General features: G+C 73.2%; 9 protein-coding genes and 2 pseudogenes. 2 read left to right on the top strand and 9 right to left on the bottom strand.

All coding sequences use genetic code 11. The annotated features are described in order from the left end of the window. Positions 1–15: 15 nt before the first annotated feature. Entirely contained in the window at positions 16–783 is a 768-nt protein-coding gene (locus tag OV079_RS45465) for a sensor histidine kinase (protein WP_267778798.1), read from the bottom strand. A gap of 69 nt (positions 784–852) precedes the next feature. Here OV079_RS45465 and OV079_RS45460 point away from each other — a divergent pair, with 69 nt between their 5' ends. Then, positions 853–1041: a hypothetical protein gene (locus OV079_RS45460; protein ID WP_267778900.1), complete on the top strand. Its 189-nt coding sequence runs from the start codon at positions 853–855 to the stop codon at positions 1039–1041. 31 nt (positions 1042–1072) lie between these two features. Here the strand turns inward: OV079_RS45460 and OV079_RS59690 are convergent. From OV079_RS59690 to OV079_RS56755, 5 genes and pseudogenes are all read right to left on the bottom strand, one after another. Next, positions 1073–1642: pseudogene (locus OV079_RS59690) on the bottom strand (GAF domain-containing protein); the annotation flags it as partial. Positions 1643–1921: 279 nt separating this feature from the next. Then, on the bottom strand, positions 1922–3505 hold the full coding sequence (locus OV079_RS45450; RefSeq protein ID WP_267776155.1) for a response regulator: 1584 nt from the start codon (positions 3503–3505) through the stop codon (positions 1922–1924). 284 nt (positions 3506–3789) lie between these two features. Further along, on the bottom strand, positions 3790–4632 hold the full coding sequence (locus OV079_RS45445) for a bile acid:sodium symporter family protein (RefSeq protein WP_267776153.1): 843 nt from the start codon (positions 4630–4632) through the stop codon (positions 3790–3792). A gap of 185 nt (positions 4633–4817) precedes the next feature. Further along, on the bottom strand, positions 4818–5249 hold the full coding sequence (locus tag OV079_RS45440) for a metallopeptidase family protein (protein ID WP_267778797.1): 432 nt from the start codon (positions 5247–5249) through the stop codon (positions 4818–4820). Continuing rightward, positions 5246–7018 carry an NlpC/P60 family protein gene (locus OV079_RS56755; RefSeq protein WP_267776151.1) on the bottom strand — a complete coding sequence of 591 codons (1773 nt, stop codon included), beginning with the start codon at positions 7016–7018 and terminating at the stop codon, positions 5246–5248. The genes OV079_RS45440 and OV079_RS56755 overlap by 4 nt, the downstream gene beginning before the upstream one ends. A gap of 863 nt (positions 7019–7881) precedes the next feature. On the opposite strand from OV079_RS56755, the gene OV079_RS45430 reads away from it, so the two are divergent. Beyond that, positions 7882–8985, top strand: a complete 1104-nt coding sequence (locus OV079_RS45430) for a CapA family protein (RefSeq protein WP_267776150.1) — start codon at positions 7882–7884, stop codon at positions 8983–8985. Positions 8986–9016: 31 nt separating this feature from the next. On the opposite strand, the gene OV079_RS45425 is transcribed toward OV079_RS45430, so the two are convergent. The 3 genes and pseudogenes from OV079_RS45425 to OV079_RS59685 form a co-directional block, all read right to left on the bottom strand. Then, on the bottom strand, positions 9017–9820 hold the full coding sequence (locus tag OV079_RS45425; protein ID WP_267776149.1) for a PPK2 family polyphosphate kinase: 804 nt from the start codon (positions 9818–9820) through the stop codon (positions 9017–9019). A gap of 123 nt (positions 9821–9943) precedes the next feature. Beyond that, positions 9944–11650, bottom strand: coding sequence for a hypothetical protein (locus OV079_RS45420; protein WP_267778899.1), 1707 nt, complete (start codon positions 11648–11650; stop codon positions 9944–9946). Between the two features lie 154 nt (positions 11651–11804). Further along, positions 11805–13097, bottom strand: a pseudogene (locus tag OV079_RS59685) (adenylosuccinate synthetase); the annotation flags it as partial. Positions 13098–13158: the final 61 nt, after the last annotated feature.

Below are 13158 nucleotides of genomic sequence, written 5' to 3'. Positions count from 1 at the left end.
CGGGGGTCTGCGGGATCAGCAGGGTGAAGGTGCTGCCGGCGCCCGGGGCCGAGCGGACCAGATTTCGCCGCCGAGCAGGCGGGCGATCTCGCGGCTGATCGAGAGGCCGAGGCCGGTGCCGCCATAGCGGCGGCTGGTGGTGCCGTCGGCCTGCTGGAAGGCCTCGAAGATGATGCGCTGCTTGTGCGGCGGGATGCCGATGCCGGTGTCGGTGACGGAGAACGCGATCACCTGGCCCGCGCGGCCGTGGCGGTCCGGCGCCGGCTCGATGCGCAGGTCGACCTTGCCCTTGTCGGTGAACTTGAAGGCGTTCGACAGCAGGTTCTTCAGCACCTGCAGGAGCCGGCGCGGGTCGGTGTAGATGACGGGCGGGAGGTCGGCGCCGACGTGGATCTCGAAGGCCAGCCGGCGGGTCTCGGCGACCGGACGGAAGCTGCGCTCGACCTGGTCGCGCAGGCTCTCGATCATCAGCTCGTCGATGTCGATGCCCATGGTGCCGGACTCGATCTTCGACAGGTCGAGGATGTCGTTGATCAGCGCGAGCAGCTCGGAGCCGGCGCTGTGGATCGTGCGGGCGAACTCGACCTGCTTGGCGTCGAGGTTGCGCTCGGGGTTGTCGGCCAGGAGCTGCGCCAAAATCAGCAGGCTGTTCAGCGGCGTGCGCAGCTCGTGCGACATGTTGGCGAGGAACTCGGACTTGTACTTCGAGGACAGGATGAGCTGCTGCGCCCGCTCCTCGAGGTCGAACTTGGCCCGCTCGATCTCCCGGCTGTTGCGCTCCACCTCGAGGTTCTGCTGCTGCAGCAGCTCGGACCGCTCCTCGAGCTCGCGGTTGGTCTGCTGCAGCTCCTCTTGCTGCAGGCGCAGGCGCTCCTCGCTGGCCTGCAGCGCGAGCGCCTGCTGCTCGAGCCGGCGGTTGGTGGCGGTGAGCTCGCGCTGCTGGCCGCGCAGCTCCTCGGCGAGCGACTGCGACTGGGCGAGCAGCTGCTCGGTGCGGGCGCTGGCGGCGAGTGTGGAGGACGACGCCGATCGAGTCGGTGAGCTGGTCGAGGAAGGCGAGCTGGATGTCGCCGAAGGCGTGGACGGAGGCGAGCTCGATGACCGCCTTGAGCTCGCCCTCGAAGGCGACCGGGAGGACGACGACGTTGCGCGGGTCGGCGTCGCCGAGGCCGGAGCCGATCCGCAGGTAGCCGGGGGGGACGTCGGTCAGGAGGATCTGCCGCTGCTCGAGCGCGCACTGGCCGACGAGGCCCTCGCCCAGGCGCACGACCTCGCGGCCCAGCTCGGCCGGCGCGGCCCAGCTCGAGACGAGGCGGAGCAGCCGCGGCTCGTCGGCCGACTCGCCGCCCTCGACGACGTAGAAGAGGCCGAGCTGGGCCCGCACCAGCGGGGTCAGCTCGCGCAGCACGAGGGCCGCCAGCTGGGCGCGGTCGCGGTGGCCCTGGAGCAGCCGGGTGATGCGCGCGAGGTTGGTCTTGAGCCAGTCCTGCTCGTTGTTCTTGCGGGTGGTGTCGCGCAGGTTGGCGATGAGGAGGCCGATGCTGTGGGCCAGGGCGCCGAACTGGCCGCGCGCGTCGCCGGGGATGCTGCGCGTCAGGTCGCCCTCGGTGACCGCGACGACGACGTCGGCGAGCGCCCGCATCTGCGTGCCGAGGTTGGCGACCATGCCGTCGACGCGGTCCGACGGAATGATGCCGCCGACGTGGGCGACCTCGGCGCGGACGCGGTCGAGGTCGCGGGTGAGCCGGCGGTTCTGGTCGAGCAGCTCGTTGAGGGCGGCGTAGAGCTCGCCGATGGGGCCGGGTTCGCCGACGGGCAGGCGCCGCGAGGGATCGAGGGAGCGCAGGATGTCGAGCAGCGGCCGCAGCTCGGGGGCGTCGGCGAAGCTGCGCGGCAAGGTGACTCGCGACATGACGGGACTCTACGTGGCGAGCAGTCGGAACAGATCGTCGAGGTCGATCGGCTTGACGAGGTGGGCCATGAAGCCGGCCTCGAGCGAGCGCCGACGGTCCTCGGGTTGACCGTAGCCGGTCATGGCCACGAGGCGCGTGCGCATGTCGGGCTCGGACTGGAGGATCTGGGCCACGCGGTAGCCGTCGAGGCCGGGCAGGCTGATGTCGATGAGGGCGAGCTCGGGGTGCGCGGCGCGGATCCGCTCGAGCCCCTCGTGCCCGCTCTCGGCGACCTCCACCCGGTGACCGAGCAGCTCGAGCTGGTCGGCGAGCGTGGCCCGGATGTCGGGGTTGTCGTCGACGATGAGGATGTGGCGCGAGAGGTCGGGCGCGGCGACCTCCCGCGGCGCGACGGCGGGCGCCGGGGCGCCGGCGCTGACCGGCAGGCGGACCACGAACTCGGCCCCCTGCCCCTCGCCGCGGCTGTGCGCGGCGACGCTGCCGCCGTGCAGCTCGGCGAGGCGCTTGACCATGGCGAGGCCGACGGCGAAGCCGCCCTCGGCGCGGTCGCGGGCGCGGTCGTTGTGGACGAAGAGCTCGAAGATCCGCGGCAGCACTTCGGGGCGGATCCCGCGGCCCGGGTCGCGCACGCGGAACTCGAGCTCGTCGCCGTCGCGCGCGACCGCGACGGTGATGGTGCCGCCGGGGTCGGTGCAGCGGGCGGCGTTGTTGAGCAGGTTGACCAGCATCTGGGCGACGCGGTCGGGGTCGGCCACCAGGTCGAGCCGGCCGTCGGGCAGCTGGACGTCGAGCCGGTGCCGGCGGGCGCTGAACAGCGGTTGGCTCATCTGCGCGGCCTGCTGGACGACGGCGGCGACGTCGAGGGCCTGGTGGTGCAGCTCGATGGTGCCGGCGGTGTAGCGCGAGGCGTCGAGCAGGCCGTCGACGAGGCGGACGAGGTGCTGGACCTGGCGCTCCATGGCCTGGCGGGCGCGTTCGAGCTGGAGGGTGCCGGGCTGGGCGCGCCGCAGGGTCTCGAGGGCGGTGGCGATCGGCGTCAGCGGGTTGCGCAGCTCGTGCGCCATGACGGCCATGAACTCGTCCTTGCGCCGGTCGGCCTCGGCGAGCACCTGCGCGCGGGCCTCGAGCTCGGCGACGGCCAGGCGCCGCTCGTGGGCCTGGCGCTCGGCGATCCGCAGCTGCTCGGCCTGGCGCCGGACCTCCTCGGTCTTGCGATAGAGGTCGGCGAACACCGCCACCTTGGAGCGCAGGATCTCGGGGACGATCGGCTTGAACAGGAAGTCGACGGCCCCGAGCGCGTAGCCGCGGTGGACCTGGGTGTCGCTGCGGTTGAACGCGGTGAGGAAGATGATCGGGATCCGCCGCGACCGCTCGCGGCCGCGGATCATGGCGGCGGTCTCGAAGCCGTCCATGTCCGGCATCTGGATGTCGAGGATGATGAGCGCGAAGTCCTGCTCCAACAGGCACTTGAGGGCGTCGACCCCGGACCGCGCCTTGACGAAGCGCGCGCCGATGTCCGACAGCAAAGCCTCGAGCGCCAGGAGGTTGTTCGGGTTGTCGTCGACCAGCAGGATGTCTACGGGCGCTTCCACCAGGTGTGCTCCCTCGTGAGAGGAGCCTATCGGTGTTCGTTCCAAGTTGTCGGCCGCACCGGCGCGGGGTCCTCACGCACACGCCCCCGCGGACGCGCGCGACGGGCCTCTCTGCGGGGTGAGCGCACATCGCGCGTCGGCGATGAATCGATGTTCATGCCCGCTGCGACGATGTTCCGTAGCGTCGCGGCGCAACCCGGAGAGGCGGCGGTGCGGCCGCCGGAGCGGCGCGTCGGGGTCGGAAGTCCGCGCCGAAACGGATCGTCCTGACCCCCACGCTGGGCTCAGGCGGACCGGTCGGCGCCGCGATTGACGAGGTAACCGAACGCGGCCGCGGTGAAGAACATGATGAGGCTGTAGACGGCGGGCGGCACCGCCATGGTGGTGTTGTTGAGCAGGGTCGGGGCGCTGGCGATGGCGATGGCGAGGGTGCCGTTGTGGATCCCGATCTCCATGCCGATCGCGACCGCCTGGCGCTTGGGCAGGCGCACCACCACCGGCACGAGGTAGCCGACGGCCATGCTGACGAGGTTGAAGGCCAGCGCGGCCAGGCCGACCTGCTGGAAGTACTCGACGACGTGGGCCCGCTCCTTGGCGACGGTGGCGGCGATGACGAGCAGGAGGAACACCGCCGAGAGGATCTTGACCGGCTTCTCGAGGCGGTCGGCGAGGCCCTGCTTCTTGGCGCGCACGAACATGCCGATGCCCACCGGCACGAGCACGATGGCGAACACCTGCACGACCTTGTCGAACTGCAGCGGGATGACCTTGCCCTCGCCCATGAAGTGCACGAGCGAGTAGTTGACGATGAACGGCAAGGTCAGCAGCGAGAGCACGCTGTTGACGGCTGTGAGCGTGATGTTGAGGGCGACGTCGCCCTTGGCCAGGTGGCTGAACAGGTTGGCCGTGGCGCCGCCCGGCGAGGCCGAGAGCAACATCAAGCCGACCGCGAGCGCCGGCGGCAAGTCGAAGCCGGTGGCGATCGAGAAGCACACCGCCGGCAAGAGGAGCATCTGACACAGGAGGCCGATGAACACCGGCTTCGGCATCAGGACGACGCGCTTGAAGTCCTCCAGCGTGAGGCTGAGGCCGAGGCCCAGCATGATGACGCCGAGCGCGATGGGCATCAGGACGGCAGTAAGAACACTCGACTCCACGCGGGACCTCCGACGTTCGCACGATACCCCGCCGCTCACCCGCGCCCAAGCGCCGCGCACGCGGGCTCAGGGGGCGACGGGCGCGAGTCCGCGCAGGCACCGCAGCGACGACCGCAGCGACGACCGCAGCGGCTCCTCGGGCGACGGGGGGTGGGTCAGTCGAGACCCAGGCGCTGCATGTCGTCCTCGTCGAGGCCGAAATAGTGGCCGATCTCGTGGAGGATCGTGACCTCGACCTGCTCGCGCAGCTCGTCCTCGTCGGCGAACATGGCCAGGAGGTTGGCGTAATAAAGGACGATCCGGCTCGGCGCCGCCGCGGCCTCGATGCCCCGCTGATGGAAGTGATCGGGGCCCTCGAACAGGCCCAGGGCGCGCGGGTCGAAGCCGTCCTGCACGAGGTACTTGGCCGGCCGGGCCTCGAGCACCACCGGGACGTTGCCGAGGCGCCCCTTGAACTCTTCGGGCAGGTGCTCGAGCACAGCCTCGGCGACGCCGGCGATGAAGCGCTGGTCTTCCTTGGTGCCGATGCCGGCGCCGATGTCGTCGTGAGCGTCGAGCTTCAGGACCTCGAGGTAGTGGCGGATCATCGCCGGCCGCTCGTCCTTGGCCTCGTGGACCTGGGCGAGGGCGTGGTGGGCGTCGGCGAACCGCGGCTCGCGCTCGAGGGCGCGGCGGAAGTGCGGCTCGGCGGCCTCGGGGCCCTCGAGCGTCCACACGAGGTCGCCGCGGAAGTAGTGGAGCTCGGGGTGGTCGTGCCAGTCGGGGCTGGCCTCGTCGAGCAGCTCCAGCGCCTCGGCAGGGTCGTCGGCGGCGACGTCGGCGACGTCGTCGAGGAAGGCGTGGAGGGCGGGATCTTCGGGGGGCCGGGAATCCACGGGCGGGGCTCCGGGGCTGGCGGGACGAGGACGGTGATCTTGGAGATCCGCTGGATGAAGGCGCCGCGCGAGGTGCCGCGCCCGAGCTCGAGGTCGCTGACGTGGACGCCGTCGACCTTGAGCAGGGTCTCGCGCTCGCCCGCGGGGGCGCCGTCGGTACGGCCGGAGCACGGGACCAGGTACTCGGCGAAGGAGTGGATCGCCATGGCCGTGCCGGCGTCGTCGCGCCCGAGGTAGAGCATGATGTGCCCGGGGAAGTGCAGCAGGACGACGCCGCGCCGGTGAGCAGCGTCGATCCGCTGCAGCCGCTCGGCCTCCGGCAGGTCGGGCGCGAGGTCCTCGACGGCGCCGGCCAGCGCCTGGTCGCTGGTGTGCCGCGGGAGCACGAGGCCGAGGCCGCCGAACATGTCCATGAGGAAGCGCGAGCAGTCGCGGCCGCCGGCGTAGTCGCCCCAGCCGTACGGCCGGTGCAGGAAGGAGAAGGCCTCGGTCAGGACGGCCCGGCGCGTCAGCGGGCGCCCGGGGGTGGAGACGAGCGCAGGGTCGACGCGGCGCGCGACGACCCCGGCGGGGCCGGCCAGCAGGACCTCGCTCCGGCCCGCGGCGGTCGGCAGGAGGCTGGCGAATGGGACATGGATTTGGGGACCTTTCCCGGAGGACATGTCCTCGGGGACATCGAAGTCGCGGGCGGCGCGGACGAACGGGCCGCCCGTGAAGCGGCGCACGTGCTCGGCGGCGATCGGCGGCGACAGGGCGGCGCTGCCGAGGTCGATCCAGCCCATGACGTAGGGCGTGCGCGCGAGCGCGAGGCCGCCGTCCCAGGGCCGGAGGATCTGCACCGGCTCCTGCGCGCGGGCCATGCTGCACAGGTTGCGGTCGAAGGCGAGGTCGCGGGTCGGGGTGTAGTAGGGCTCGCGCTGGGGGGCGCAGCGGATCGGGATCAGGTCGAGGGCGACGCGCACCTCGACGGGCAGCTCGGCGAAGGCGCCGGCGTCGAGGACGGGCGTGAGCGCGGCGATCTGCTGCGGCGTCATGGCGGCGCCGTCGGGGTTGACGTAAGCGGCCGACTCGAACTTGCCGCGCAGGTAACCGAGGCGGGTGTTGAGGTCGTCGGCGAGGCGCGCAGGATCGACGGGGGCGAGCAGGTCGGCGCGCGCGCTGGCGCCGAAGATGTCGCGGCGGGCGATCCGGGCGTTGTGCGAGGCGAGCTCCTGGGCGCTGAAGAGCGGGCGATCGAGGTCGGCGACGGCGGCGGTGCGCGCGAGCCAGTAGTCGAGCTGCTCGTGCTCGGGGAGGGTCCGCGGCAAGGGGTCGACCGCGACGCCGGTGGCCGGGCAGTCGCCCACGGGCTCGGCCGGCCCCTGCGAGCGCGCAGGGCCGGGCGGCGGCGGAGCCTGGGAGGCGAGCTCCGGCGGCGGGGTGCCGCAGGCGAGCCCGAGGAGGCCGCCGAGGAGGGCACCGCAGAGAGAGGCGGACTTCACGGGTCGCGGCAGTGTACGCGAAGCGGCCGGAGGAGGCGAATTCGCGGCCGAGCGAGCACATGCGCGCGGGGCAGCGCGAGTTTTCGGGGCGAAGCGCCGGCGCTCGTCGCGGCGCCAGGACGCGGAAGGCTCCCTGAACTCGCAGTCGGTGATGCGGGCTGGTTCGGCCTCGCGCTGCATCCGACGGCGTCGGTGCGAGCCGCGGCGCTCCTGCGCGGCTGCAGATCGCGCGCGGGCTCGTGCAGCGCGGACGGTCGGAGGCGAAAGCTGGTATGAGGTCGCTCGTGCGGTGCTTCGGGCGACCCGGCACGAGGAGGATCCGGCGGCGAGACCCGACGTTGGCCGGGAGCTCGCTGGAAGATGTCTCTCGGGACATGTGTGGCGTGGGGGGCGAACCGACTGGGGCGCCGCCCCCGGTGACCGGAGGCTCGTTCGCACATGTCTCTCGGGGCATGTATAGCGGGTGCGAGCCGGCAGTCGCCGGACGGGCTCCGGAGCGCCCCCGCTCTGTCACGCTGGAGGCGAGTCGCGCACCGCGGGCCGGTGCGCTGCGGGGGGCGCTGATTCTGGCGCTGGCGTCGGGCTGCGCGGGGCGGCCCCCAGAGGAGCGCGGGAGGGCCGAAGCGAAGCAGGAGGAAGCTCCTTCCCGCGGGTCGCTCGGACAGGACCGATCGGACATGTCCGATCTGCCAGCGGCGGCCCAGCCCGCGGCCGCGCTCGATCCGTCGTCCGGGCCCTCGCATGGAGTCGATGGGAGCGACGGGACTGGGGCCCCGGATCGTCATGGCGCGAAGGACATGTCTGATGCGACAGGTGCGCGAGGGGTTGCCGGAGCGGGCGCTCCCCTGCCCTCGCCGCGGCCGATGCCGGCGGGCTACCTGGCGTTCGCGCGCGCGTGCGAGCCGGGCGAGCGGATCGTGGTGGCGGCGGTCGGCGACCTGCTGCTGCACCACGAGCTGCAGATCCAGGCGACCTCGGCGAAGCAGCGGTTCCGCGTGCTGTGGGAGAACGTCGAGGACCTGCTGGCCGCGGCCGACCTCGCGTACGCGAACCTCGAGGTGCCGCTGGCGGCCGGGGTGCTGCGCTCGGGCGAGGAAGTGACGGACCCGGGGCTGGTGTTCGACCGCAAGGTGTACACGGCGTACCCGCGCTTCAACGTGCACCCGTCGCTGGCGCTCGACCTGGTCGCGAGCGGGATCGACGTGGTGTCGACGGCGAACAACCACGCGCTCGACCGCGGGGCGCTCGGGGTCGACAAGACGCTGGCGGCGCTCGACGCGGCCAAGCTGCCGCACACGGGGACGCGGGCGCGCGGCAAGGACGGGCCGTGGCACGCGGTGACGAAGGCGGGCTCGTTCACGGTGGCGTGGCTGGCCTGCACGCTGCACACGAACATGATCGCCGACGAGGCCGGCCAGGTGCTGCGCTGCTTCGACTCGCCCACGGCGGTGGCCGACGCGGTGCGCACGCTGGCGCGGACGCCGGGGATCGACGCGGTGATCGTGACGCCGCATTGGGGCAAGGAGTACGCGCCGACCGCGACCAAGCAGCAGACGGAGTTCGCCCGCCGCTGGGCCGAGGCGGGCGCGACGGCGATCGTCGGCAATCACCCGCACGTGCTGCAGCCGTGGGAGTCGATGACGACCACCGACGGCCGCGAGGTGCTGGTGGCGTACTCGCTGGGCAACTTCGTCAGCCACCAGCCCGAGCTGCCCAAGCGGTCGACGGCGATTTTGTACTTCGGCCTGGGCCGGGCGGCGAAGGGGCCGGCGTTCGTCACCGGCGCGGGCTACGTGCCGGTCCACGTGCGCCAGACGGGGGATGAATTCTTCGCGGAGGCGATCGACCGCGTCGGCGGCCCGGCCGACAGCCGCGCGCACATCGTCGCCAACTTCGGCGCGGCCAACCTGCTGGCCGCAGACAAGCCGATCGAGGTGACGCCGCAGTGCCAGCCGCGGCGCGAATGATCGCGGCGTCGCCCGTTGGCGCGCCCGCCCGTCAGACGATCGTGGTGCCGGCGAGGCCGGGCGGGCTCTTGGGGTACTCGAGGTCCATGCGCTCGAGCTCGCGGACGACGATGCGGGCGACCAGGTAGTTGCGGAACCACTTGCGGTCGGCGGGGATGATGTACCACGGCGCGTCGTCGCTCGAGGTGCGGACGAAGATCTGCTGGTACACGGCGGTGAACTCGTCCCACTCGGCGCGCGCCTTGAGGTCGTGCGGGTCGAACTTCCAGTGCTTGTCGGGGCTGTCGAGCCGCTCCTGCAGCCGCTTGCGCTGCTCGTCCTTGCTGATGTGGAGGAAGAACTTGAGCACGCAGGTGCCGGCGTCGTGCAGCAATTCCTCGAAGCGGCGGATGTGATCGTAGCGCGGCTCGACGACGTGCTTCGGCAGCAGCTTCTCCACCGTCGGGACCAGGATGTCCTCGTAGTGCGAGCGGTTGAAGATGCTGACCTGGCCGACCGGCGGGACGTGGTGGTGGATCCGCCACAGGAAGTCATGCGCCCGCTCGAGCTCGTTCGGCGCCTTGAACGCCATGACGTGGGTGCCGAGCGGGTTGAAACCGCCGGCGACGTGCTTGATCGTGCCGTCCTTGCCGCTGGCGTCCCGGCCCTGCAAGATCAACAGCAGCGACCGCTTGCGCTCGGCGTACAGCCGCTCCTGCAGGTCCTGCATGCGCGAGAGGAGCCCGGGCAGCTCGGCCTCGGCCTCGGACCGCTCGAGGCCCCCGTTGTCGTCGGGCTCGTACCCGCTGAGCTTGGCCCCACCCGCGCCGCGCACCCGGTAGTCGTCGAGATCCATGGAGTGTTTCTTGCGCGATCGTCGGCGAATGTCCACCCGGCCCGCAGGACCGCCCCCGCGCGGGGCGGAGCCGAGCGCCGCTCGGCGTGCTCTTTGGGACAGATCGTCGATCGATAATGTCTCTCAGGGCATGCTCTCATGGACATGTCTGAAAGTTGTGCCGAATCTCGGCACGGGAGAGGGACCCGTCACGGCGCCGGAATGGCGACGGCCGCCGCGTGAGGACACGGGCGGCCGCAGTCGAGGTGTCGGGTTAGCGACGGCCGGCGCGCGGGGTCGGGCGCGGGGTGGCCGAGGGGCGCGGCGAGGACGGACGCGGGGACGGGCGCGCCTCGGGACGCGGGGACGGGGTCGGCCGCGACTCCGGCGGGCGCGGGGTCGGTCGCGGGCGCGACTCGGGCATCGGCGTGGGCCGCGACTCGGGCGGCCGCGGGCGCGACTCGGGTTGGGGCCGTGGCTGCGGGCGGGGTTCGGGGCGCGGGCGCGACTCGGGCTGCGGGCGTTCGGGGCGGGGGCCCGAGCCGGGCTCGAAGGGTCGCGGGGTCGGCCGCGTGCTCGGACCGGGGTCAGGCCGCGGGCCGGATCGGGACGCGTGCTCGGGCCGGGGTCCGGCCGCGGCTCCGGTCGCGGGCTGGGCCGCGGGATCGGCACGGGCCGGTCCGGGACCGTCGGGTCGGGACGCGTGCCCGGGTTGGGCCGCGGGATCGGGATCGGCCGGTCCGGGCGCGTCGGATCGGGCCGCGTGCCGGGGTCGGGCCGCGGGATCGGGATCGGCCGGTCCGGGCGCGTCGGATCGGGCCGCGTGCCGGGGTCGGGCCGCGGGATCGGGATCGGCCGGTCCGGGCGCGTCGGATCGGGCCGCGTGCCGGGGTCGGGCCGCGGGACCGTGGGATCGGGCCGATCGGGCCGCGGGACCGGCACGGGTCGCTCGCCGGGCTGGGTCGGATCGGGGCGCGGCACCGTGGGATCGGGCCGGTCCGGGCGGTCAGGCAGCGGCTGGCCGCCGGGGCCGGGAACGGGGCGCGTGCCCGGAGGCGGGACCGGGATCGGCTGGCCGCCGGGGCCCGGGACCGGCCGCGTGCCCGGCGGCGGGACGGGGACCGGCTGGCCGCCGGGGCCGGGCACGGGTCGGGTGCCCGGAGGGACAGGTCGAGGCACGGGCTGGCCGCCAGGGCCCGGCATCGGCCGCGTGCCCGGGTCCGGATAGTCCGGGTACGGGCGGTCCGGGTACGGGCGGCTCGGCGGGATCGGCACGGGCCGGCCGCCAGGACGCGGGTACGGGCGCACGCCGGGACGCCCCGCGGGCACCGGCAGGACCGGGCGATAGCTGGTGTCGGCGTAGCTGTGGAAGCCGTCGGTGCGCGCGCCGCCCCAGTACCAGCCTGCGCCGTAGCAGCCGTCGCCCCAGCTGTACTGGCGGGCCGGATAGGCCCCGTTCCACACGTAGATCAGCGCGGTCGGCGGGGTCCAGTAGTAGACCCACGTGTGCATCTCCGGGCTGAAGAACACGAGGTGGCCCTCGATGTTGTAGTAGGGCCGCCCGGCCCAGGTGACCCGCGGGTACGAGTCGATGGGCATCGTCGACAGGTGGGTGTACTCGACCAGCTCGAGCTGCTGGCTGTCGTACGACTCGTAACCGACGACCACGCTGGACCGGGTGCCGCACACCGACTCGCAAGTGCCAGTGCCGTAGCCGTAGCCGCCGATCGTCTCGACCCGGGTGTCCCGGGCCTGGGGATAGACGCTGTAGTAGGTGCAGCCGGAGCCGCCGAGGAGCGCCGCGACGGCTATCGCGGCGAGCGAGAGGAACCGAAACCGAGAACCACTCATAAGTTGACCGACTCTCGAGAATGAAAAACTGTTCATGTTCCCCTTCACTTCCCGGCCTCGTCGCCGTCCGCGGATGCAGACCAACCTCGCTGGTCGTCCGCGCGCGGCCCCAGGCGGTCGCGGCGATCGGGATGCCCACTTCGACGGCGACGAAGTCGAGGAATTCGCGGAGCTCCCGGCTGTCAGGGCCGCTCCAGCCGGGCAGCCGGCGCCACCGCGGACGCGCCTGCAACAGGGCGTGGGTGGCCTCGGCGCGGGCTTCGAGGCTGCCCTCGACCGGGGCGAAATCGCGCACGAGGGCGCCGTCCTTCGCGATCCATGCGTCGCAGACGGAGATCTGCCGGCGACCGGCGAGGCGATCGAGGTGGGTGACGACGAGGCCGTCGACGCGACCGGCGATCGCCCGGCCGAGCCGGGCGGCGACGAGGTCGAACCAGCCGACGCGCATCGGGCCCTGCCACGGACCGGGGAGGTTGTGCGGTTCGGGCAGATCGAGGGCCGGGTCCTCGGCGACGAAGGGACCGGGGCCGTGGCGCGTGCCGTGGGCGCGCAGCACCCCGAGCCGGCGCAGCGGCGGCGCCGACGGGACCTCGGCGCACAGCGCCTCGGCCTGGGCGAAGGAGACCGGCGACGGGGTGACGAAGGGGAAGAAGCCGCGGTCGGCGTCCAGCAGCGCGCCGTGGGCGCCCTCGAAGATCACGGCCGCGGGGTCGCGCTGCAGGGCTGCGCGCAGCTGCTCGCCCTCGTCCGCGTGCAGGCGCGCGGCGATCGCGAGGTAGGCGTCGGCGACGACGTCGGCGAGGTCCGGGCGCGCGAGCTCGGCGACGAGCGGGGCGATCGCGGGCGCCGGCGCGGCCTCGGCGAGCTGCTCGGCGCGGTCGAGCTTGAGCAGCTGGATCTGCCGGAGCGCGCGGACCAGGCCCGCGCGGTCGCCGGTGAGCGCGCCGACGCGGAGGCACGGCGCGTGCGGGTTGTGAGCGTCGCGCCACGCCGGGCCGACGCCGAGGCCGCAGCTGCCGTGACGACCTGTCCCTCGGGACAGCTCCTCGATGCGGCCGAGCAAGCGGTGGAACGGGGTGACGACGGCGCAGCGGCGATCGACGACGAGGTCGGCCCACGGATCGACGAGGCCGGCCGCCTGCAAGGCCTCGGCCTCGCGGGCCAGCGCCAGCGGCTCGACGAGCATGAAGCGGCCGAGGCAGCTGCGGGCCCCGGCGAGCGCGCCGGCGCCGAACTGGGCGAAGCAGTGGACGCGCCCCGCGGCGGTGACGACGTGGTGGGCCGCCTGCGGGCCGCCGTTGAAGCGGGTCACCAGCGGCCGGCGCCCGCGGGCCCGCACGCGGGCGAGCGCGTCGACGACGGCGCCCTTGCCCTCGTCGCCGAAGCCGAGGCCGAGGACGGCGACAGGTCCTTCGGGACAGGTTCTAAGTGCCAGGTCACCGCCCACGGACGCGTCGCGGCAGGCTGGCACGAGGCGGCCGCGACGGTCAAGCCGCGCGCCGCTGCGC

It is taken from the genome of Nannocystis pusilla (genome assembly GCF_026626665.1).
Lineage (GTDB): Bacteria > Myxococcota_A > Polyangia > Nannocystales > Nannocystaceae > Nannocystis > Nannocystis pusilla.
The sequence above is the reverse complement of the archived record's forward strand: the minus strand, read 5'-3'. Positions and strand labels throughout refer to the sequence as shown.